We start from the raw sequence: 23,416 nt of genomic DNA, 5'->3' as shown, positions 1-23,416 counted from the left end.
ATTACGTAAATTTGCAGAATAATAATATTAATAGAGAAACTGTGTCATTAGAGAAATTAAAACTAAGCAAGCAACTGGTAACAGCAATGACTGATGCCGGATATATATCTGCGAAAGAGATTCAGGCAAAAACAATGTCAAGAATTCTTGGCGGACAGGATATCATCGCTGTTGGTCCTGAAGGTTCAGGAAAAACGACGAACTATGTGCTTGGGGTTCTAATGCGCCTGAAATACAGCACAGATGAAGCGCCAAAAGTGCTGATCCTTGTTCCTTCAAAGGAAAAGGTATTAGAGGTGATAGAAGAATTTGAGAAGCTAAATAAAAATAAGAACCTCCGTATTATGGGATTATACGGAAACGGAGGAACAGAGCAGGATGTATTGGATCTGGTAGACGGGGTGGATATCGTGGTGGCTTTGCCAACAAGAGCAAGAGCCATTTACCTGAAACTAGGTTTAAACCTGAGCAAATTGCAAATGTTCATCGTTGATGATGCAGAAGTGATTGTGAAACAAGGAATGCAACTTCCGGTTTGTGAGTTGGCAAGGAGTGCTGGTAAATGTCAGCATTTGATCTTTACTACTGTTGTTCATGAAAAACTGAACAATATGATCGATCAGTTCCTACACTTCCCAACTACTTTAGAGGTAGAAGACCTAGGCGAAAAACAAGCTAATACCCACGATTTGATTTTATATCAAGTACCTAACCATAAAACCAAAGTGAATTTACTCAACCTATTGTTGAGAGATGATGAGGTTTTTGATAAGGTAGTAGTTTTTGTAAATACGCGTTTAACTGCGCAAAAGCTAGCTAAGAGTTTACATTCGGCTAGACCTGGTGCAATTTCTGTACTGAATCCTTTGTTCTTTGATGAAGATGGATTCGATCATATTGAAGATTTCAAGGAAATTCCTGAAGCAAGGGTGTTGATCGTTGCCAATGAGGGTAGCCACAACCTGGACCTTTCTGGTATCCCTTTTATCTTCCATTTTGAAGTGCCTGAGCAAAAGGAAACTTTCCTGAGCAGGATTGTGAAAACAGGAGAGGAAGAAGTTGTAGCCATTACTTTTTCAACTGATATGGAACTGGTTGAGGTGAAAAAGATTGAGCAATCTATCGGGAAGAAGCTAACAGTAATGGATTTACCAGAAGACCTGGTAATTGATAAAGTAGCAAAAACCGGTGGTTTTGACAAAAGCAGGATTGTTAAAGAGAAGAACATCATCCCTAACGGTGGTGGTGCTTTCCATGACAAGAAAGAAAGCAATACAAAAGATTATAACTATGGTATCGGCCAGAAGGCTAAGATGACCATGAAAAAGAAACACGGCTAGTTCAATAGCCTGTTAAATTGATAAAGCCCTTAGCTCAAATAAGATTTGAACTAAGGGCTTTTTTATGCCTTAAACTTTCTTGGCTTCATTCCAATAGACATCCATTTCTGCAAGGGTCATATCCTGTAAGGCTTTGCCATTTTCTTTGGCTTTACTTTCCAGGTACTGGAACCGCTTGATGAACTTCTTATTGGTTTTTTCCAGTGCATTTTCTGGATTGATATTGATGAAACGGGCGTAATTGATCAAAGAAAACAGGAGGTCACCAAATTCTTCCTCTGCTTTTTCTACGTCAATGGCCTCATTGTCTTTCGTATTATATTCGGCTTTAAACTCCTGAAGTTCTTCTTCTACTTTTTCCCAGACCTGAGTTTTATCATCCCAGTCAAAACCTACACCTCGAGCTTTCTCCTGAATGCGGCTGGCCTTAACCAGGGAAGGTAAGCCCGCAGGAACACCTGCTAACACAGATTTGTTGCCTTCTTTTAGCTTAATCTGTTCCCAGTTGCGCTTTACATCATGCTCATCTTTTACTTCTACATCACCATAAATGTGCGGGTGACGGTTGATGAGCTTATCGCAAACGCTGTTTAGTACATCAACAATGGTGAAGTCGTTGGTCTCAGAAGCGATTCTGGCATAAAATACCAGGTGCATCATCACATCTCCTAATTCTTTTTTTACTTCATCCAGATCACCTTCAAGGATGGCATCAGACAATTCGTAGGTTTCCTCAATTGTTAGGTGACGAAGGGTTTCCATGGTCTGTTTTTTATCCCATGGACAGTCGGTACGAAGGGTATCTAATACGGTAAGCAACCTTTGGAATGCGGTTGCCGGATCGGCAGCAGTGATTGGGGCGATATGATTGGGCATTGTATTGTGATTTATTTAATGACGTTAAAGGTAATCATCATTGTGGTTAAAAAAAGAACAACCAAGCCGGATAAGAAGATAATATCTGCGCTTTTTTCCAATCGCTCATTTTCTCCTTTTACTTTTCCCATAGAGATAAATGAAAGGATACAACTGGTCATAAATAGCAAAATAGCCAGGGCTGTGGTCTCGTCAATCAAGGTGACATCCTCCATTTTTGATACCTTTATAGAGGTCAAAACAATAAAGCAAAGCCCTAAAAGATTGGCAGAAGTATTTAGAATATGTCCTGAACGGTTTTCTTTCATGAGCTATGATCCTGAGGTAAATGTTATTCTTTTTCTTCTAATTTGATGTTCTTGCTAAGACGGTAAACTTTTCTTTTCTTATGTGGTTTATCTTCTCCACCAAGCAGGATTCCCCATGGTTTTAGCGTATCTATACGGTCGAAAATGATCTTCAGCATGGCGAGATAGGGGATGCATAAAAACATTCCGGAGATGCCCCAGACCATTTCACCCACCACAATTCCTATAAAAGCAAACAGGGCATTGATTTTTACTTTAGAGCCAACTACCAATGGCATTAAGATATTCCCATCCACCGCATGAACAGCGATGAAAGCAATAATCACCAATAATACTTTAGCGGCACCTGCAGTTGCGAAGGTGATCAGTACACTGATGACTAATGCACTAAATATTCCAATATAAGGGATGATGTTAAAAATCCCGGTGATTAAGCCTAGTAAAACAGCATATTTAACGCCTAAAATCCAAAGCACCAACATCATTAAGCTGGTTACAATGACCATTTGCAGGAATAAGCCGGTGATGTATTTCTTGATGATGTATTGAATCTGCCTTACGATATCACTTACCTTTTCAGTATGTTGTTCTTCAAATACGGAAGTTAAAAAGCTGAACAATACCCTTCTGTAGTTCAATAGAAAGAAGGTAAATAGCAATAGGAAAAAGAGAAACAACAGAGAGGTAGAGAGGGTAAGTAGGGTAGCACCAACAAACACAGCGCTGGTGGACAATGCCTTTGAAGCCCCTTCTTTAACATATTCAATTTGTTTTTGTGCATTTACGCCAAAGTTTGCTGAGATCCAATGTTGTAGCTCATGGAAAGAGGTTTCCCCTTGTTGCTTTAGTAAAGGCCAGTCTTGCCAAAGGTCTGTCAGTTGATTGATCAGGAAAAACAGGATGCTGCTGATCACGGCAATCATAAGGATAACAGATATGATGGAGGCCATACTTCTTTTAAGCTTGCATTTCTGTTCAAGAAAATTGGCCAATGGTAAGAGCAGAATGGCCAGTAAAAATGACGTGAGTAATGGAGCGAGGATCGTTTGCCCAAGTATGGCAAGGTATCCTAAAGAAATAATGGAGAACAGCACTATCGCTAGTTTTGTGTTAAATGGTTGAGTGAGGCTGTTCTTCATATAGGGATTTTGATCTTTATCGATTCGTAATTTAGTAATTTACACATAAAGACAAATGCCCTGCCAAGTTTTATTTGGCAAGGCATTTACAGTGATGTCTTATTATTTTTACAGGTAGGGGGAGTTATTTCCAATTACTTGCCTGGTCTAAAATCGCTATATCTTCAATATTGAGTTTCAACATGGCTGCTTTTTTAAGGTCTTCCAGTTGAGAAAGTGTGGTTACACTAGCAATTGGAGCAGTTATAGAGGGGCGGGCAATTAGCCAGGCCAGCGATACGCTTGCCGGTGTGGCATTATATTGCTCGGATACTTCATCTAATGCTTTCAATATTTTAAAGCCACGATCGTCCATATATTTCTGAACACCCGCACCACGCTGACTTTTATTTAAGTCGGCATCTGAGCGGTATTTTCCGGTTAAGAAACCGCTGGCTAAAGCATAGTAATTGATGACAGCCAGTTGGTGGTCTACGGCTACTTGCTCCAGGTCTTTTTCATATCCTTCGCGGGAGTATAAATTATATTCCGGTTGGAAAGTCTGATATTTTGGAAGACTTAATTTTTGAGCCGTTTCCAATGCCTCTTTTAATCGTGCTGCAGAATAGTTTGAAGCACCAACCCAACGGATCTTTCCTGCTCTGATCAACTCATCATAAGCTTCCAATGTTTCAGCAATCGGGGTATTTGGATCGTCATAATGACTCTGATAAAGGTCGATGTAATCGGTCTTTAATCTTTTTAGGGAAGCATCTACTCCTTCCAGAATGGTCTTTTTAGAAAGCGATTTCCCATTCCCCATATCTGCACCTACCTTAGTGGCAATGATGACCTCGTTGCGGTTTTTTCGCTGTTGCATCCAGTTACCGATGATGGTTTCAGATTCTCCACCAGTATTGCCGGGATTCCATCGGGAATACACATCCGCAGTATCGATGAAGTTGAAGCCGGCTTCGGTAAAGCCATCTAATATTTCAAAGGATTTGGCTTCGTCTATGGTCCAGCCAAAAACATTCCCACCAAAAGTGATCGGGTATACAAATAAATCGGAGTTGCCTAGTTTTCTTTTTTCCATTGCCAGCTATCTTGTTGTTCTAATTGTTCGTCTTTAATGATTTTAAGGGCGCATCTATTTAACAACAAAAAAGAATGAATTGTTGTACACTCGATTATTCAGTAAGGGAAAATGACATTAATTATAACTTTGTTCCCCTCAGCATTTCTCTTTTACCGGGTGCACCAGGTAGCTTTTCTATGGTAAATCCATTGCTTTTCAATGCGCGTTTTAATTTTCCGGTGATGGCATAAGTAACGAATGTTCCACCAAGTTTCAGGAAGCTACAGGTATGTGCAATAATTTCATCAGACCACATTTCCGGTTGGTGTTGTACCGAAAAGGCATCGTAATAAACCAGGTCAAATGTAGCAGGACTTTGAAATTGATCCAGTGTGATGTGCGGGATAGACAATTCCTGATTTGGTAAAATGTTTACCGGTGCTTTTAAAGCATTCAAATAATTGTTTTCTAAACTATTCCAGATGTTTTCAGGAACATATTGTTGGTATCCGGTAGATTTTAAGGCTTCTAATTCTAATGGAAAAGCTTCCAGTCCGGTATATTTAAGTTTAAGGTTTTGTGCTACTGTGTATTCCAGGGTCATCAGGAAATTGAGTCCGGTACCAAATCCGATTTCCAGAATGGAGATCTCTTCTTGATTTGCAGTTACATGCTTTAATCCAGCGTCAATAAATACATGTTTACTTTCTTGTAAAGCACCGTGTTTAGAATGGTAATGTTCGCCAATAGTTTCGTTAAATAGCGTATTGGAACCGTCGGCAGTTAGAGTTATGATATTCATTTTTACAGATGAGCCCTAAGTTTAATAGATGAGGCGCAAGATAATGTTTTTTAAACGGTGCTGTTGAAGCTTTTGCGATTCTTAAAAAGGTTTGTAGCTTTAAGGAGGAATTTATCATCATGAATATAGAAACGTTTAGAGCTTATAACCTTAGTTTAAAAGGGACCACAGAAGGTATGAAATGGGACCACCTTTGTTTTATGATTGCAGAAAAACTGTTTGTGATCATTGATCTGGAGTTGGGAAGTTTCTCCTTGAAATGCGATCCGGAGGATTTTGATGCATTGGTAGGAAGACCTGGGATTGAACAGGCACCGCATATGGCAAAAAGACAATGGATTAAAGTAAGTGGATTAGAAGTGATGCCGGATGAAGAGTTGAAAACCCGGATTACAACGTCCAGGGCATTGATCATGGCAAAGCTAAGTAAGAAGTTGCAGGCATTGTATGTCTAAAAAAAACGCGGCCTTCCATAAAGGAGGCCGCGCTGTATAGATACAGGAATTCAGATTACCACATTCTGATTCTGTCTTCTGGTTTTTTGTATAATTTATCACCTGGTTTCACATCAAAAGCTTTATACCAGGCATCCATATTTACCGGTGCACCAATCGTTCTGAAAGGACCAGGAGAGTGTGGATCTGTTTTGATCAGCTGTGCTGCGGTTTCATCCAAAACATTTCCTCTCCATACCTGTGCCCAGGATAAGAAGAAACGTTGATCAGGTGTAAAGCCATCAATTTTATCTTCCGACTGTCCTTGTTTGGTTAATTTAAAGGCTGTATAAGCGGCATTTAAACCACCAAGGTCGCCGATGTTTTCCCCCATAGTCAGTTTACCGATCACATGAACGGTATCCAGTACGGTATACGCATCAAACTGCTCTCCAAGGGCTTTAGTTTTTGCTTCAAATTTCACTTTATCTTCTGGTGTCCACCAGTTGCGTAAGTTTCCGTCTTTGTCATATTGACTTCCGGAATCATCAAATCCATGAGACATTTCATGACCGATAACGGCACCGATACCCCCATAATTTACGGCATCATCTGCATTAGGATCGAAGAAAGGGAATTGTAGAATCCCTGCCGGGAATACAATTTCATTCATCGTAGGACTGTAATACGCGTTCACTGTAGGAGGAGTCATCCCGAAACGGGTACGGTCTACTGGTTTGCCCAATTGCGTAACCATTTCATTATAGCCCCATGCACCGGCATTACGCAAGTTTTGCAGGTAGGTAGTACGGGTAATGGTTAAACCTTCATAATCTTTCCATTTATCAGGATAACCGATTTTAGGTACAAAAGCATTTAGTTTTTCCAGTGCTTTTCCTTTAGTCTCATCGCTCATCCAGTCCAGGTTATTGATTCTGATCTCAAATGCTTTTCTAAGGTTCGCAATTAATTCCGTCATGCGGACTTTTGCATCTGGTTTGAAGTATTGCGCCACATATAACTGTCCCAGTAATTCACCAACGGTGCCATCGGTTAGCTGCGACATCCTTTGCCATCTTGGTGTTTGTACTTTCTGACCGCTCATTGCTTGTGTAAAGGCAAAAGAAGCGTTCACAAATGGGCTACTCAGGTTAGATGCTGATGATTTTAATATATTCCATTCCAGGTATGTTTTCCAATCTGCCACAGGCACGGTTTTTAACAATCCATCCAGACTCACAAAGAATTTTGGAGCAGAAACCAGAATCGTATCTTGTCCTGTTACCTTAAATTTAGGAAGAATAGTTGCCCAGTTTAACTGTGGCGTTGTTTTACTGAAATCTGCTACAGTAAATTTATTATATGTTTTATGTGGATCACGCATTTCCACTCTTGCCATTTGTGCTTCTGCCAATTGTTTCTCAATTGCCATCACAGTTGCTGCTTTTTTCTTTGCTTCAGCAGGGCTATTACCGGTTAAGGTAAATAAGGTGGTCATATATTTATCGTATGCTTCTCTGATTTTTACACTTCGAGGGTCATCTTTCAGGTAATAATCACGGTCAGGTAAGGAAGTTCCTCCCTGTCCAAGTTGAGCCATATACTTGTTTACATTTTTTCTGTCCTGCCCTACGAAAAAGCTGAACATAGGCGAGGCCAGACCTGTGGTTCTCAGGTAAGCGCTATGATCAAGAATACCTTGAAGGTCTTTGATTTGCTTGATCTTTTCCAGATCTGCCTTGATAGGCGTGTAACCTAGTTTTTCAATGGTCACACTGTCCATTGCTGCGGCATAAAAATCACCAACACGTCTTTTTACAGAACCTGCAGGAGCTGATTTATCGGCAGCTGCATCTTCTACCAATCCTTTTACGGCATTGATGTTGAAGTCGCGAAGTGCGTTGAAGCTTCCCCAGCGCGTTTCTTTAGCAGGAACAGGATTGTTTTTAATCCAGGTGCCACTCGCATATTGATAAAAATCATCACCCGGTTTAATAGTCAGATCCATATTTGCAGGATCAATAAATTTCATTGGTGATTGGGCATTTGCAGTATAACTTGCAGCCAGAATCCCCAATGCAGCAAAATAGCTTTTCAGTTTAGTAGTCATAAGTATTTAGTTAGTAGTAGATAGATACGGCCGTAATTATCCCATAACAATTATTGGCTCTTCTATCGAAGGATCAATGTAGGAAATCGCTGGAAACAAACCATATATCTATTGAAAATATTACTTGTTAAACCAGTAATATAGCTTGGTTAAGCCTAGTTTTCTAATGATGACCCCTGTAAATAGAACTATTTTGATCGCTTTCATAACTTGGGTTTTTATATCTATTTAACATATTTTAACAAATTTTATTGTGTACAGTTAAAAAAATAGGATATAAAGTTCCAGAATAAAGCGTTGTTTAGCTCGCTTTTTTAATGCGTTGACGTTGACCGATGTATAAGCCTAAAACCACCAGGATAGTGCCGCAAACGGTATACCAGGTAATGGGTTCGTTCATCAGCCACCAGGCATAAAAGAATCCAAACAATGGGCATAAAAATAGCCATAAAGAGGCCTTTACAGTATCCAGTTTCAGGAGGAAAAACCAGCAGATGAGCCCGACGACTGAAACGGCAAGACTCAGCCATAATACCGAATACCAAAAGATAGGATCAGGTTGGAAAGATTGAAAGTCGCCAAATGCACCGGTTATAGGGAGTAGGAAAAGACCTCCGAGGGTGACCTGCCATCCATTGATCAGCAAGTTCGGTAAAGTCCAGGTTACCCTAGCGTAATAAACACTGGCAAAAGAAACGACCACCATACTCAGCATGAGTAGTCCAATGCCCATGAGGCTGGTACTTTGGTTGCCCAATAAAGGGTAAGTGGCGAAAGCAATTCCGGTCATCCCAAGTACAATACTCAGAATTTCTGCTCCCGAAGGCCTTCTGCCAATTAGCCAGGAGGAAAAAAGGACAATTAGCAGTGGATTAGTGGAAACGGCCAGACTGCCAATGCCTGCCGCAGTAAATTTCATGGCATAGACATACAATCCCAGGTATACAGCGGTATTCAGGAAGCCAAAAATGGCCAGTTGTCTCCATTCTATGGAGGTAGGTAGGCGGTAGATTTTATCTTTGCTGATCCCATAGCAATAACCCAGTAAGACCAGCCCTGCAAGGAAAAAACGAACATTGGCGAGAATCAATGGTGGTGCAGAACGAACCCCGAATTTAGTAGCTACTGAGGCAGATGCCCAAAGCATTGAAAATAATACCCCGATTCCGATCGTCTTTATTGTCCCTTTTGTCATTTCGTCTTAAACCTAAGAAATTTGCCGATTTTTTGGAAGCTTTAAATGCTAAGAAAGCGATAAAAAAAAGCCCGGAGTAGTTGAAATGAGTTTTACCTGTGCAAGAACTTAATAAAAACTTAACGGTGATGGTGCAAGCGGTCTTTTTCTATTCCTTTAAATTTGCAATTTAATTTATATATTGGATCACCAAATATAACCACACCTAAGACCCTTGTTTATTGAAACAGCTAACAGACCTGGCCTTGCTGGACTTATTGAGAGAAGACAATGATGACGCGTTTAATGAGATTTATTCACGCTATTGGGAGGTAGTCTATGCAATTGCCTGCAAGAAATTGAACAATAGGGAAGAAGCAAAAGATGTAGTTCATGATTTGTTTATGGTGATCTGGGTAAAGCGCCATTCTTTAAAAATTACTACCACCTTTATTGGTTTTATTTATACCATCTTAAAAAACAAGTTGACGGATCTTAACCGTCGGCAAACCTTACGCATCAAACACGATGTAGAATACTTAAATATCACAGAAGAAACCGACAATTCACTTTTCGAACAGTACAGTACCAAAGAGCTTGCTAATCATTTGACATTGGAAATCCAGAGCATGCCTGTGGGGATGCGTAAAGTTTTTCAAATGAGCAGAGAAGAAGACCTTTCTGTGAATGAAATTGCCGGCCGACTTTCCATTTCCTCTCAAACGGTAAAGAATCAAATTACCAGCGCACTTAAAAGACTTCGCGTTAAATGCCAATTGTATTAAAATTGGATAAAAAAGTATTTATTTTCATTACTCCTTTTGTTTAAGTTAGTTATGTACTAAGTATACGACAAGACAACAAATAAAGCGCTTTTAAGGAGAGCTGTTTTCGGGCGGTTCCCAATTGATGTCAAATTAATTATTTAATTAATTGCAGGTCAATAATGACTTGTAAAACCTGAACTCAAATTAAATGAATTATGAGGTGCAACAACCTACAATTGACTTTTCTGGCCATGCTAACGCTCGTCCTGGCCGGAGGCTGTAAAAAGAAACCGATTGATGATCTGGTTTCGGAATCACAAAAACTAAAAGCGAATACGTTAGCTGCCACTACAGCTGCAGGCGCTGCAGAAGTCACTATCAATTGGGAACAAACTTATCAGCGTATCGATGGGTTTGGTGCCTTTGGAGGGCGTATCGTGCCTTTCTTTGAATCTCCGAAAAGAGATAGTATCATGTCTTATCTATGGGGGAATTCCGGTTTGAAGTTGAATATGGTCCGCGGAAAAGTACTCCATACCTATCCTTTTAATAAGCAAACTGGCGTGGTAACCATCAAACCTGCAGGTGTGGATATTGATGTAGACGTAAATAGTACTGCTTATACCTCCTTAACGGCGGTTCAAAAGGAGCATCTGGGACAACTATGGATCCTGAAAAAGATCAAAGAACGCTACCAGGTGCCGATTACTTTTGCAAGTACCTGGACTCCTCCCTTGTCCATGAAAACGAATACCAATCAGGAAAGCGCAAAGTGGTTTAATGGATTGAATTACAACACCAGCTCCAGCGATTTTGCGAGGTATCTGGCTGGATTCGCAAAATCTTATCAGACAGAAGGAGTGAACTTCTATGCGATATCGCCTTCTAATGAGCCTGAGAATGTGTTTTCAGATTGGGATGCTTCTTATTGGACTTCAGCACATCTGGGACAATTTGTAACCAATAATTTAAGACCGGCTTTAAACCAGCAAGGCTTAAATACGATGAAAATTCTTTCCTCAGAGAATGCAGCATGGGGTACTGCGAATACTTTTCTAGGAGGGATGGATAGAAGTAATGTTGATATTCTTGCCGGTCACGGTTATGTAGAGATAGGAGAGTTAATTGGAGGAAAAAGGGGATTAAACCAGAATCCAGTCACCTGGAATTATGCTACAGCCAACAAACCAGTATGGATGACAGAGACCTCTGATGATAGTGGATCTTATGACAATACCATTGTTGGCGGATTAAAACTGGCCACCAGTATGCACAAATTTCTTGCAGAATGCAATGTCAATGGTTTTGTTTACTGGCTGGGGATGTTAGCAATCCGTAATAACGAGTCCCTGATCTGTACCAATAGCGATGGCTCTTTGGATTTTCCAAAAACCTATGATATAATGGGCCAATTTTCCCGATACATCCAGGCCGGTTATTATAGGTTTGGGGCCAGTGTGCAGAACAACGCTGTCCTAAAGGTTTCAGCGTATAAAGATCCGAATACCGGGAAATTTAGTTTGGTCGCGATTAATCCGGGTACGGATGTCATTACCTGTACACTTCGTTTGCAAGGGTTTTCTGCCGGATCATTACTGAGTTTCCAGACTTCTGGAAGTAACAGCGCGCATTGGCCACAGGGCAGTACTTTAACTTCAGCTACAGATGGTAGTTTCACGGTTACTGTGCCTGCTCAGAGTGTCACCACTTTTACTGGTGTTAAAAACTAATCGGGTCGCTTAGGCCTGGATTTGAATATCTTTTTTAATGCAACTCATCACGTTGTGATAAGTTAGTGTGATTTTAACCTCCTGAAACATAGTTGTTCAGGAGGTTTTTTGCAAAATAGGTTTTTTCTCATAGTACCAGCTCGCTTCTCATTCGTTATGTATTTAGTATATGAACGAGAAAGAAAAGAACGGCCTTTATAAAGCATTCGGAATTAATGACCCTTCCGGTTTTTTTGAAGACGACAAAGATAAAGAACAATTAGGTCAGGAAATCCTGGAGCGTATCCAGGCGACCAAGGAAATTCAGGAGCAACAGGAGCTAAGCATTAAGCTGAAAAGAAGAAAAACAATGCTGAGTATGGCTGCGGCCATTGGTTTCATTTTACTTTCAACAGGATTGCTGTTTTACCATTCCCTGGATAGTAATTACATTACCATTTCGGTTCCAAAAGGAGAAACAAAGCAATTGGTCTTGCCAGATGGTTCTACAGTATGGTTAAATTCTGCCAGTACCTTCAAATACCCTAAAAAATTCGGAAAGAAAAGAACAGTGTACCTATTGGATGGGGAAGGTTTCTTTGACATCGTTCACGATAAAAAAGTTCCTTTTGTAGTAGAGGCTTCCGGTATTAAGACCAACGTATTAGGAACTTCCTTTGTCGTAAAATCTTACCAGGCATTGTCTACTATGAGTGTCGCGGTATTGTCTGGAAAAGTAGCGGTAAGTGACGATCAGCACCAGACCAGTGTATTGCTTAAAAATGAACAAGTTGTGTACAACAAAGATCACCGTAAACCAAAGGTGTTAAATGTACAAGCAATGGAGCATAAGGCATGGAATGATGGCAACATTGTCCTGAATGCAGCTTATTTTGAAGACCTGGTACTGGCAGTAGAAAATGCCTATCAGGTAAAAATCAAATACGATCCCGAAAAATTCAGAAACTGTCAGAACAGTATTCGTTTTAACACTAGCCAAAGCTTAACAGAGGTATTAGACCTCATCAAGGAAATACAAGGAATTACTTACCAAATTAACAAAGAAAAGGAGGTGCTTATAACAGGTAGCGGATGTAATTAAATCGGTCAATAGTATTAAAAAAAGAAGATCAGTACCTGTTAGAGCAGATACTGATCAGAATGTACAGCGTTTGGGTAACTCTTCGAAAAATTCTCCAGATGGCCGTGCTATGTTTCATTGAAATTATAAAACGAATAAAAATATGAAAAAAAACATTACTACACTAATTCTTAAGATAATGAGAGTAGGATTAATAGTGTTTGCCACATTGCTGACTTCCGCCGGAACCTTATTAGCGGAAACGGTTTTTAGTCAGCGACTTAATAAGGTGAAAGTAAACTTACACCTAAAAGGCGAATCCTTAGAAAAAGCAATAGAGAAAATCAGCAAGAGCAGTAAGTTAGATTTTTCTTATAACAATAATGAATTGAGAAAGATAAAAGGGATTGAAATGGAGGTTTCTGGAAAACCTTTAAATGAAGTTCTTTTTCAATTGTTGAACGGAACCCCTTTTTCTTATCGGGAATCTGATAATAACGTGGTGATTTTTAGACGACGTGATCAGGACGCATTGCCGGTTTTATCCTGGATCAATGAAGCCATTTTAATTAAAGGAATGGTAACTGATGAGAAAGGATTGCCTATTCCAGGAGTTTCTGTACGCATCATGGGAACGCCAAAAGCTGCTACTACCGATGGAAATGGTAATTATCAGATTGAAGCTGGCTCGCCGGCAGATGTATTGGTGTTTTCCTATGTCGGCCTGACCGAGCAAAAGATTGTGATCGGTACACGCAAGCAAATTAATGTAGTGCTAAAAGATGATGATAAGTTCCTAAATGAAGTGGTGGTAGTAGGCTATGGCACACAGAAAAAGGTAAATCTGAGTGGTGCAGTAGATGGTGTTTCTGGAAAAGAAATAGAAAACAGACCGATTGCCAGTGTTGGTGCAGGTTTACAGGGAATGATCCCTAACTTAAATATCACCATTTCCAGCGGACAGGTGAACAAAGCACCAAAATTCAATATCCGTGGATTTACTTCTTTAAATGGTGGTTCTCCTTATATCCTGGTAGATAACGTGCCTTTTACCAGTGAAGAATTACTGGCTTTAAACACTGCAGATATTGAAAATGTAACCGTATTGAAAGATGCGGCATCGGCAGCAATTTATGGTGCCAGAGGTGCTTTCGGTGTGATTTTAATCACTACAAAATCAGCAAAAAGTGAAGATTTAAAAATAAATGCCAATACGTATTATGCCATCAGACAATTGGGAAGAGTACCGGACATTGTGACTGATCCAATTACTGTAATGGAGTATAAACATGATGCCGCTTATCCTTTATACGATTTGTATCCGGAGAATATTAGGGATTATGCCAGAAAACGTTCTGCTGATCCTAGCTTAGCATCCGTAATTGTATCCCCAACCGATCCAAATGCCTGGATGTACTACGGTACTACGAACTGGATGGATGAAGTTTACAAATCAAATGCACCAACTTATAATGCCAACCTGAGTCTTTCTAAAAAAGATGATAAACTAAGCTATTATTTGTCTTCGGAGTATTTTAGAAATGAAGGAATGTTTAGGTACGGTAATGATAAATATGATCGTTATAACCTTCGTGCTAAAGCGGATTTTAATTTGTCAAAATGGTTAAACGTAGGAACCAATACGATGTTTATGACCAGTACTTATGATGAGCCTTCTTATAATGGTGAAGGGTTCTTTCATAATGTAAATAGACAAAGTTCTTTGGATGTGCCAACTAATCCTGATGGCAGCTGGACTTCTACCGGAGCCGCATTATTAGGAAAGATGCAAAGTGGCGGACGTAGAATGACCAGAGCAAATAACTTCCAGACTACTTTTACTGCAAAAGCTTCCCTGATTAAAGATATCTGGGATTTAAAAGCTGATGCAACAGTACGTAAGATTGATACTGCCGGTAGATCTTTTGACCTTGCAATTCCTTATAAAACAGGGCCAAATTCTGCAATTAATTACAGTGGTAATGTTGCGGGTTCTGCTACAAATACAGAAAGACACCTGAGAAACAATATCTATAATATCTATACGGATTTTCATAAAACCTTTAATGAAAAGCATTATCTGCAAGTATTGGCTGGTTTTAATCAGGAAACCAGAAACTGGAGTTATGGCTTTGTAAGCCGGACGAATTTAATTAGCCCTACCTTACCTTCTCTAAATCTTGCTACCGGTCCAATTACCGCCGGAGAGCGCATGGAGGATTGGGCAGTAAGAGGTTGGTTCTATCGCATGAATTATATTTTTGACAACAAATATATTCTGGAGTTGAATGGCCGTTATGATGGGACTTCTCGTTTTCCTTCAAATGACAGATGGGGCTTTTTCCCTTCTGCTTCAGTTGCCTGGGTGATCAGTAATGAAAAAATCTTTAAGCCAGTTGCAGAAAAATTGAAAATCGACCTGTTAAAATTCCGTGCTTCATATGGGGCTTTGGGTAATCAGGATGTGAGTGCTTATTATTATATCCCAACAATGAATCCTGGACAAATCGGACAGATTCTGGATGGCAATAAGCCTACAGCGGTTTACCCTCCAGGTGCAGTAGCCCAAAGCTTAACCTGGGAAAGGATTTCTACGCTGAATTTTGGTGGAGACATTAGCATGTTCAAAAACAGATTAGACCTGAACTTTGATGCCTATACTAGATATACCAAAGGTATGCTCACCAAAGGTAAGACACTTCCAGGTGCCTTCGGGGTTTCTGAACCAAGAGTGAATGCAGCGGATTTGAAAACCAAAGGATGGGAATTGAGAATTGGCTGGAAAGATGGTTTTATGGTAAACAATAGTCAATTGTACTATAACATCGGCTTCAATATGGGCGATAGCCGTAGCTACATTACTAAGTTTGATAATCCTAATGGTTTGTTAAGTGATCATTATGTAGGTAAAGAAATGGGCGAAATCTGGGGACTGGAAACAGAAGGTTTCTTCCAGTCGAAAGAAGAATTAGCCAGTCATGCCGACCAAACAGCTGTAGGTGCCGACGACACCGGCTACAAATTTGATGTAGGTGATTTAAAGTTCAGAGATTTGAATGGTGATGGTAAAATCAACAAAGGGAAAAATACCTTGGCCGACCATGGAGATCAGAAAGTCATTGGAAATACGACTGCCAGATACCAGTATGGAATCGACCTTGGCGCAGGATGGAAAGGTTTCGATGTCCGTGTATTCTTCCAAGGTGTAGGAAAAAGAGATTGGTACCCTAACCCTAGTAACCATTATTTCTGGGGTGTTTATGCTCAACCATGGACCAACGTTCAGGCGCATAACCTGGATCGCTGGACCCCTGAAACTCCGAACGCTTACTTCCCTCGTGTGAAGGCGTATATTGCTGAGGATGCTACGGAATTAGGAAATCCACAAACGAAATATCTTCAGGATGCTTCTTATCTAAGGCTGAAAAATCTTACTCTGGGCTATACTTTACCGAAATCTTTAACCAACAAGATGAAGATGGATAAACTTAGGGTATACTTCAGCGCGGAGAACATTTTAGATGTTTCCCACATCAAGGCCAGATTGGACCCAGAAGGATTAGATGGAGCCATCTATCCTTTTCAAAAGACTTACTCTGTTGGTTTAAACCTTAATTTTTAACGCAAGAAGCATCATGAAATTAAAAACAACTTATATCCTTGCATTAGGATTGATGACGATAGGGATGACCGCCTGCAAGAAAGATTTCCTGCAGAGGAATCCAAAAACTGAAATTACTGAAGGTGTATTTTTTCAATCGCCAACAGATCTTGAAACTTATACCAATGGCTTTTACAGTCAGATTTCTCCTTCTTATTCTGATATAAATTCAGATAATATCTCCAACTATAATGGAGATGGAGAAGTGGACATCATATTGAGAGGTGGATTATCTTCTGCCAATGTAGGTGGATGGAATAAAGCGGATTGGGAAGCGCTAAGAAGTGTGAACTTCATGTTAGATCATATCGGACAGGTGAAAGGTGATCCTGGTCTGATCAAGCATTATGTAGGAATCGCAAAGTTTTTCCGTGCAAAGTTCTATTTCGAGAAAATTAAAAAGTACCATAATGTACCCTGGTATGGGCGTGTGTTATCGGATGATGATCCTGATTTATACAAAGGACAAGATCCAAGAGCATTGGTGGTTGACTCTGTATTGAGTGATTTGAATTATGCAGTAGCAAACATCAAAAATGACGTAAAAACAAATGCAGGAAAAACCAGAGTTACCAAAATGGCAGCCTTGGCTTTATTATCGAGATTTGCTTTACATGAGGGAACTTTCAGAAAGTATCATGATGAAATTGGATTGACTGCTGATTACCAACGATTCCTGGATATTGCAATTAGCTCCTCAGATAAAATTATGAAAGAGGGTGGTTTCGGCCTGGTAAGTACCGGAAATGGTGCTTTGGATTATAGATCCTTGTTTTCAAGCCCAAGTTTGGCGAATAGCAAGGAAATGATCATGTGGGCAGATTATACTAAAGAATTAAGCATAGGAAATAATACCCATACGGTGCTTGATTATACCTGGTCGTTGAGTAGAAGTCTTGCGGATACTTATTTGAAAAAAGATGGTACTCCTTTTACTGCTACTCCTGGTTATAATACGAAAGTTTATACTGAAGTATTTACAGACCGTGATCCAAGAATGGCAGAGACCATTATTAATCCAAATTTTAGAGGTGCAAGTACAATAGATGAGCCTTATAGAATCAAACCTACTTTGGGAGGTTACAATCAGATCAAATTTTATCCTCGTGATCCTGTACTGAGACAAGGTTGGGAAATGAATTACACGGGTTTGCCAATATTCAGGTATGCAGAGATCTTATTGAACTATGCAGAAGCTAGAGCTGAATCTGGAACTATCAATCAGGCAGATCTTGATCAGACCATTAATTTGTTGCGTAGCAGAGTACAAATGCCTTCATTGTCGATGGGCGTAGCTTTAGATCCTGTTTTGGCAGCAGCTTATCCAAATGCCAATGGTGCAGTATTGCTGGAAATTCGTCGCGAGAGAAGGGTAGAAACCGCTTGTGAAGGTTTCCGTTTTAATGATCTGATGCGTTGGAAATCTGGTAATTTATTCCAGGATAGTCAGCAGGGAATGTATGTTCCTGCATTAGGTGCTATGGACGTAACCGGCGATGGTAAACCTGATATTGCAATTCTACCTAATCCTAATGATGAATCTTCAATTGCGAATATCCCAGTTTTGGAAAGAGATAAGTTGTCTAAGTTTTACCTGAAAGATAAAACAGGAAAAGATCAGAATTTCTACCTGAGTAATGGTACTTCAGGCTTTATTGCCTTTACCAGAGATAGAGATCAGCCAAGAAATTTCATCAGTCCTAAATATTATTACAGACCGATTCCAATAGGAGAAACAGTAGTTAATCCTCAATTGAAACAGGTTTTTGGCTGGTAAATTATAAGGATAAGCTAGTTTAGTTCCATATTTTAATGCCCTCATTCAGCAGCAGGTTTCAATACCTGCTGCTTTTTTAATGTGTTAGACATAGAATAATAAATGATACCATAATGAACCACACACCATCACTATAAACCACTAAATGAAACCCTAATGAGATTAATTTTTACAGTAGTTTTTGCTTTCCTTGCCTCAGCTGCGGGAGCGCAATACAAAGGGAAAGTTTTCCTGGATGAGAATAAAAACAAGACCTGGGATGCACAAGAAAAGGGAATGAAAGGCATTTCCGTATCCGACGGACAAAATGTATTAAAAACAGATGCAAACGGTAATTTTTCATTACCCGGGCATTCTAAAAACAGGTTTATATTTGTGACCGTTCCTGCCGGCTATAAGCTGGCCGCGAAACATTACCTGAAAATAGAGGATAAAGTAGCCGCTTATAACTTCGGACTGCTTCCTGACCCTACCACTGCGGGACCTTCGGTAAAGATGTTGCAGATTACGGATACTGAAACCGATAAATACAATGATTGGATTGCCAATCTAAAGAATTTCTCTAAAAAACAAGACGTTGGCTTTATTGTGCATACCGGTGATATCTGTTATGAAAAAGGCCTTAATTTCCATGCAAATCAGGTTACTCCGGAAGCTTTAGGAAAACAGGTGTTTTACTGTATTGGAAATCATGACCTGGTAAAAGGTGCGTATGGTGAGGAGCTTTTTGAAAACCTTTTTGGCCCGGTATATTATTCTTTTGATGCTGGACCTGCGCATTTTATTGTAACGCCAATGCGTTCTGGTGATGTGCAGCCTTCTTATACCGTTGATGAGGTGATCAGCTGGATGAAAAACGACCTTGCTGCCACCGACAAAAATAAACCGGTTATTATTTTTAACCATGACCTGCTGACTTATAGCGATCAGTTTGTCTTGAAAGGTAAAAATGATTCCATCAATCTAAATGAAAATAATTTGAAAGCCTGGGTATACGGACACTGGCACAATAACTTTGTCAGGAAAAGTGATAAAACGGGAATTCAATACGTTTCTTCTGCGGCCCTAAGCATGGGAGGGATCGACAATTCTGCCGGACAGTTTTTATCTATAGAAATTGATAAGGATGGTGTAAAAGAAATCAAGCCTCATTACACTTATTTACATGATCATTTGGTGGTAAACACGCCTAACGGTAGTAATATGGTCCTGGTGAAAGAGGGTAATCTGATGATTTCTGCGAATATCTACGATACTGAAAATATGGTCAAATCTGCGAAAAGCATCATCTATGATGAAAAAGGAAACCAGATCGCTACAAGTCCATTAGCAGCAAATACAGATTGGAGTTGGTACGGGAAAGTACCTGTCGCTAAAATGACTAAAGGAAAATCATTTACGATTCAGACAGAAGTGACTTATCAGGATGGCAGAGTGCATATTCAAAAACAAGGCTTTACTTTACCTTCAAATTCCAACTGGGGACTAAGTCCTTCATCTGCTACATCCGGCACATCGAAGGTAGCTGCGGATGATAAAAGCGGTTCTTTAATTTTGAAATGGGTAAATAATATCAAAGGCAGCATCTGGAAAGGTAGTCCAACCCTGGCAGAAGGCAAGTTGTTTACCGCTAGTATCGACGATGCGAATAACCTCCTTTGTGGGATCACTGCTTTAGACCCTGCAACGGGTAAAATCTTATGGCATTATAAAACGCGCAACTCCATAAAACATGCACTTGCCTATGATAAGGGCTTAATTCTGGGAACGGATATGGAAGGCTTTACCTATGCTTTGAAGGCTAGTGACGGTACTTTGATCTGGAAAAAAGACCTTGGAATGAAAAGTCTTCCGGGCTATATTTCTGGCGGTATTGTAGATAAAGGAGTTTATTATACTGGTTATGGTTCTTATTTGCAGGCATTGGATGCCGCAACAGGCAAGACGATCTGGATCAACAAGGACTGGAATGGCGGAGAAGGAACACCTGAGAAAATGACTATGGCAGGAGAGGTGTTGATCACCGGAAGTAACTGGCAAAGTTTATTTGGTCATGACCGTAAAACTGGGAAATTATTATGGAAAAGAAGTGATGAAGGCCTTCGTTTTAGAAGTAGCACCGGAATCTATGAAGCTGGGAAATTGTACATCACAGGCCTCAATGCCATATTTATCCTGGATCCCTTAACCGGAAAAAACATCAATAAAATTGAGGGAACTTACGACTTTAAAGTAATGGCTGCTCCATTGATCACTGATAAATACCTCATCATGCCAACTTCAACAGATGGTGTTGTCGCTTATGATTTGAAAACATTAAAAGAAGTGTGGAACAGGCCTACTGGTAATGCTTTAGTTTATTCTGCACCTTATACCGGTCCAGGAGCGGCCACAGTAGAAAGTACAGTCGTGAAATATGGCAACCAGTTATTATTTGCAGCTTCCGATGGTCATTTATACCGCATCCATGAAGATTCGGGAAAAGTAATGCAAAAGCTAAACATCGGTGCCCCAGTATTTGCTGATGCTGCACTCAATGGAAAACGACTCTTCCTGGCAGATTTTGCCGGTAATGTATACGGGTTTGAGCTAAACTAGCTTATGTTGCAATGTTGTGGCAGTTTACCAGGGATACCTGGTTAATTGTTACATTTGGGCCATCAATTATAAAACAATGAAGAAATTTATCTTATTATGTCAGTTGGTGGCCCTCTCATTTTATGGGATTGCCCAGAATAAAATGCTGACCATGCAGGATGCAATGAGTAATGCACGTACTACTCTTGCCCCTGAAAACTTGTCGCAACTCCAGTTCATATACGGAACAGAAAACTATGTTTATGCTAAACGTCAGGCCACTGGCCCGGTATGGATGTCGGGAAGTTTTAAAGCGAAAGAAGAACAAGCTTTTCTTTCTCTGGGACAGCTAAACCAAAAGTTAAGAGCCGTTCAACAGGATACATTAAAGTCGATGCCAATGATTCAGTTCAACCAGGGCGCAGATTGGATCATGTACCTGAAAGGTGCAAAAGTTGCTTTTAACCCAATTAAAAATACTTTTAAGACGGTATTAAGTGCTGAGCTTGTCTCAAAAACAAATGTGGAAGAAAGTAAAGCAGGTTACGTTGCGTACCTGGATAAATTCAATCTTTTTGTTTCCAATGGAACGACCGCTGAGCAGGTAACAACCGATGGATCTGCAGATATCGTATACGCTTCTTCTGTTCACAGAGAAGAGTTTGGAATTTCTAAAGGGATTTTCTGGAGTAACAGCGGCAAATTGCTGGCTTTCTACAGAATGGACCAAAGCATGGTTACTGATTATCCAATCTCAGACTGGACTACTCGCCCTGCAAAGAATGTCAATATTAAATACCCAATGGCCGGTGATAAGAGTCACCATGTAACTGTAGGCTTATATAACCCTGCTACAAAAGCGATAGTATATCTTAAAACAGGGGAGCCAGTAGAACAATACCTGACTAACATCGCCTGGAGTCCAGATGATAAATCTGTATTTATTGCGGTAGTAAATCGTGAGCAGAACCACATGAAGCTAAATCAATATGATGCAGTAACAGGTGATTTCATTAAAACGATCTTCGAAGAAAAGGATGAAAAGTATGTTGAGCCATTGGTGCCAATGTTGTTCCTTAAAAATGATCCTTCTAAATTTATCTGGCAAAGTAACCGTGATGGATGGAATCATTTATACTTATATGACCTAAAAGGAAAAGTTCTGAAACAATTGACGAAAGGAAATTGGGAAGTAACAGAAGTAAAAGGCTTCAGTCCTAAGGGCGATCAGTTGTTTTATGTGTCTACAGCAGAATCTCCGATTACGAGAAACCTGTATTTATTGGATCTAAAATCAGCTAAATCTAAACGTATTACCCAAGGTTTTGCTATGCACAATACGCAAATTAGTAGTACCGGAAATACAGTGATTGATAACTACAGCAGTCCGGAATTGCCTAAAGTGATTCAGTTGATAGAACTGGCTACGGAAAAAACCAAGGTTTTGTTGAAAGCAGCAAATCCACTTGCAAATTATGCAACGGTAAACTCATCCATCTTTACCATTAAAAGCGATACCGGTGATGACCTTTATTGCAGCCTTTATAAGCCTGTAAACTTCGACAGCACTAAAAAATACCCAGTTGTTGTTTACTGGTATGGTGGTCCGCATGCGCAGTTGATTACCAACAGCTGGAATGCTGGTGCTGGTGATTACTGGTTCAGATATATGGCACAACAAGGTTTTGTAGTCCTGACTATGGATACCCGTGGAAGTGACAACAGAGGAAAAGCTTTTGAGCAATCGATGTTCAGACATGCTGGTGCTGTTCAACTGGAAGATATGAAGAAAGCGGTAGGTTATCTGAAATCCCAGCCTTATGTGGATTCGGATAATATGGGCTTATTTGGCTGGAGCTTTGGCGGTTTTAGTACCGTTAATGTGATGTTAAAAGAACCAGGTATGTTCAAAGCTGCGGTTGCAGGTGGTCCGGTGATCAACTGGAATTTCTATGAGGTGATGTATACAGAACGTTATATGGATACGCCCAAAGAGAACGCTGAAGGTTATGCGGAAACAAACTTATCTGAGCATGTTGGCAGTCTGAAAGGTAAATTATTATTGATCCATGGGGTACAGGATCCGGTAGTTTTACAACAACATACGGTTGATTTTATAAAACATGCAGTAGATAAGAATATTCAGCTGGATTATATGATTTACCCAGGACATGAGCACAATGTGACTGGTAAGGATCGCGCGCATCTTTATCAGAAGGTTACAGATTACTTTATGCAGAATTTGAAAAAATAAGAGTTATTGTTTGAAAATTAATTCTGCTAAAAAAAGCGGGTGTACTTTTCGGTCTCAAAATCTTTTGAAAGAAAGATTTTACAGGTCCTCAAAGCACAACCCGCTTTTTTTTGTAATTAAGGTTCCCGGTGTTGGGGGCTAAATAGCAGGATGCTAATTGCTTTAATTTCCCTTTAAACGCTATGAGAGGCTGCCTAACTAAAAATGAGGGGCCGCTTAACTAAAAATGAGGGAATGCTATGAGCCGGCCTATAAAGATTTTGCCCTTCCGCAAAAGATTTGAGACGGCGAGTAGTAACCCGAATTTTTCTCATTCTGAATTAAAAAGCTATTTTTGCATCTCAACAGAT

Annotated in this window: 16 protein-coding genes; 9 read left to right on the top strand and 7 right to left on the bottom strand. The window is 40.0% G+C overall.

From position 1 onward, the window contains the following. Positions 1–41: 41 nt before the first annotated feature. Entirely contained in the window at positions 42–1,340 is a 1,299-nt protein-coding gene (locus R2S10_RS20970) for a DEAD/DEAH box helicase (protein ID WP_316842375.1), read from the top strand. A gap of 69 nt (positions 1,341–1,409) precedes the next feature. Here R2S10_RS20970 and mazG read toward each other — a convergent pair whose 3' ends face one another. From mazG to mnmD, 5 genes are all read right to left on the bottom strand, one after another. Continuing rightward, positions 1,410–2,216, bottom strand: a complete 807-nt coding sequence (gene mazG / locus R2S10_RS20965; protein WP_316842374.1) for a nucleoside triphosphate pyrophosphohydrolase — start codon at positions 2,214–2,216, stop codon at positions 1,410–1,412. Between the two features lie 11 nt (positions 2,217–2,227). Further along, entirely contained in the window at positions 2,228–2,524 is a 297-nt protein-coding gene (locus tag R2S10_RS20960) for a hypothetical protein (RefSeq protein ID WP_316842373.1), read from the bottom strand. 23 nt (positions 2,525–2,547) lie between these two features. Next, positions 2,548–3,663, bottom strand: a complete 1,116-nt coding sequence (locus tag R2S10_RS20955; RefSeq protein ID WP_316842372.1) for an AI-2E family transporter — start codon at positions 3,661–3,663, stop codon at positions 2,548–2,550. A gap of 124 nt (positions 3,664–3,787) precedes the next feature. Then, positions 3,788–4,738 carry an aldo/keto reductase gene (locus tag R2S10_RS20950; RefSeq protein WP_316842371.1) on the bottom strand — a complete coding sequence of 317 codons (951 nt, stop codon included), beginning with the start codon at positions 4,736–4,738 and terminating at the stop codon, positions 3,788–3,790. A 121-nt stretch (positions 4,739–4,859) separates the two neighbouring features. Further along, positions 4,860–5,522, bottom strand: a complete 663-nt coding sequence (mnmD, locus tag R2S10_RS20945) for a tRNA (5-methylaminomethyl-2-thiouridine)(34)-methyltransferase MnmD (protein WP_316842370.1) — start codon at positions 5,520–5,522, stop codon at positions 4,860–4,862. Positions 5,523–5,641: 119 nt separating this feature from the next. Between mnmD and R2S10_RS20940 the strand changes: the two genes are divergently transcribed. Beyond that, positions 5,642–5,977, top strand: coding sequence for an MmcQ/YjbR family DNA-binding protein (locus tag R2S10_RS20940; protein WP_316842369.1), 336 nt, complete (start codon positions 5,642–5,644; stop codon positions 5,975–5,977). Between the two features lie 55 nt (positions 5,978–6,032). On the opposite strand, the gene R2S10_RS20935 is transcribed toward R2S10_RS20940, so the two are convergent. Together R2S10_RS20935 and R2S10_RS20930 are read right to left on the bottom strand one after the other, a co-directional pair. After that, the gene (locus tag R2S10_RS20935) at positions 6,033–8,066 is read right to left on the bottom strand and encodes a M13 family metallopeptidase (RefSeq protein ID WP_316842368.1); all 2,034 of its coding nucleotides are present in this window, start codon (positions 8,064–8,066) and stop codon (positions 6,033–6,035) included. Between the two features lie 301 nt (positions 8,067–8,367). Continuing rightward, the gene (locus R2S10_RS20930) at positions 8,368–9,261 is read right to left on the bottom strand and encodes a DMT family transporter (protein ID WP_316842367.1); all 894 of its coding nucleotides are present in this window, start codon (positions 9,259–9,261) and stop codon (positions 8,368–8,370) included. Between the two features lie 221 nt (positions 9,262–9,482). On the opposite strand from R2S10_RS20930, the gene R2S10_RS20925 reads away from it, so the two are divergent. The 7 genes from R2S10_RS20925 (at position 9,483) to R2S10_RS20895 (ending at position 23,066) form a co-directional block, all read left to right on the top strand. Beyond that, complete coding sequence (locus R2S10_RS20925) at positions 9,483–10,025, top strand: RNA polymerase sigma-70 factor (protein ID WP_316842366.1); 543 nt, start codon at positions 9,483–9,485, stop codon at positions 10,023–10,025. Positions 10,026–10,222: 197 nt separating this feature from the next. Next, a complete protein-coding gene (locus tag R2S10_RS20920) occupies positions 10,223–11,737 on the top strand; it encodes a glycoside hydrolase (protein ID WP_316842365.1) in 1,515 nt (504 codons plus the stop codon). A gap of 169 nt (positions 11,738–11,906) precedes the next feature. Further along, complete coding sequence (locus R2S10_RS20915; protein ID WP_316842364.1) at positions 11,907–12,818, top strand: FecR family protein; 912 nt, start codon at positions 11,907–11,909, stop codon at positions 12,816–12,818. Positions 12,819–12,960: 142 nt separating this feature from the next. Then, positions 12,961–16,419 (top strand): TonB-dependent receptor, encoded by a 3,459-nt coding sequence (locus R2S10_RS20910; RefSeq protein ID WP_316842363.1) that lies wholly within the window; start codon positions 12,961–12,963, stop codon positions 16,417–16,419. Positions 16,420–16,432: 13 nt separating this feature from the next. Beyond that, positions 16,433–18,235 (top strand): RagB/SusD family nutrient uptake outer membrane protein, encoded by a 1,803-nt coding sequence (locus R2S10_RS20905; protein WP_316842362.1) that lies wholly within the window; start codon positions 16,433–16,435, stop codon positions 18,233–18,235. A gap of 156 nt (positions 18,236–18,391) precedes the next feature. Continuing rightward, positions 18,392–20,833, top strand: a complete 2,442-nt coding sequence (locus R2S10_RS20900) for a PQQ-binding-like beta-propeller repeat protein (protein ID WP_316842361.1) — start codon at positions 18,392–18,394, stop codon at positions 20,831–20,833. A 76-nt stretch (positions 20,834–20,909) separates the two neighbouring features. Continuing rightward, a complete protein-coding gene (locus R2S10_RS20895) occupies positions 20,910–23,066 on the top strand; it encodes a S9 family peptidase (protein WP_316842360.1) in 2,157 nt (718 codons plus the stop codon). Positions 23,067–23,416: the final 350 nt, after the last annotated feature.

It is taken from the genome of Pedobacter gandavensis (assembly GCF_032678745.1).
GTDB lineage: Bacteria > Bacteroidota > Bacteroidia > Sphingobacteriales > Sphingobacteriaceae > Pedobacter > Pedobacter gandavensis_C.
The sequence above is the reverse complement of the archived record's forward strand: the minus strand, read 5'-3'. Positions and strand labels throughout refer to the sequence as shown.

Bases quoted from the DNA above. Each gene is read 5' to 3' on its own strand.
- R2S10_RS20960 (WP_316842373.1), bottom strand. From the start codon at position 2,524: ATGAAAGAAAACCGTTCAGGACATATTCTAAATACTTCTGCCAATCTT.
- mnmD (WP_316842370.1), bottom strand. From the start codon at position 5,522: ATGAATATCATAACTCTAACTGCCGACGGTTCCAATACGCTATTTAAC.
- mazG (WP_316842374.1), bottom strand. From the start codon at position 2,216: ATGCCCAATCATATCGCCCCAATCACTGCTGCCGATCCGGCAACCGCA.
- R2S10_RS20930 (WP_316842367.1), bottom strand. From the start codon at position 9,261: ATGACAAAAGGGACAATAAAGACGATCGGAATCGGGGTATTATTTTCA.
- R2S10_RS20910 (WP_316842363.1), top strand. From the start codon at position 12,961: ATGAAAAAAAACATTACTACACTAATTCTTAAGATAATGAGAGTAGGA.
- R2S10_RS20895 (WP_316842360.1), top strand. From the start codon at position 20,910: ATGAAGAAATTTATCTTATTATGTCAGTTGGTGGCCCTCTCATTTTAT.
- R2S10_RS20900 (WP_316842361.1), top strand. From the start codon at position 18,392: ATGAGATTAATTTTTACAGTAGTTTTTGCTTTCCTTGCCTCAGCTGCG.
- R2S10_RS20940 (WP_316842369.1), top strand. From the start codon at position 5,642: ATGAATATAGAAACGTTTAGAGCTTATAACCTTAGTTTAAAAGGGACC.
- R2S10_RS20950 (WP_316842371.1), bottom strand. From the start codon at position 4,738: ATGGAAAAAAGAAAACTAGGCAACTCCGATTTATTTGTATACCCGATC.
- R2S10_RS20905 (WP_316842362.1), top strand. From the start codon at position 16,433: ATGAAATTAAAAACAACTTATATCCTTGCATTAGGATTGATGACGATA.
- R2S10_RS20915 (WP_316842364.1), top strand. From the start codon at position 11,907: ATGAACGAGAAAGAAAAGAACGGCCTTTATAAAGCATTCGGAATTAAT.
- R2S10_RS20935 (WP_316842368.1), bottom strand. From the start codon at position 8,066: ATGACTACTAAACTGAAAAGCTATTTTGCTGCATTGGGGATTCTGGCT.
- R2S10_RS20955 (WP_316842372.1), bottom strand. From the start codon at position 3,663: ATGAAGAACAGCCTCACTCAACCATTTAACACAAAACTAGCGATAGTG.
- R2S10_RS20920 (WP_316842365.1), top strand. From the start codon at position 10,223: ATGAGGTGCAACAACCTACAATTGACTTTTCTGGCCATGCTAACGCTC.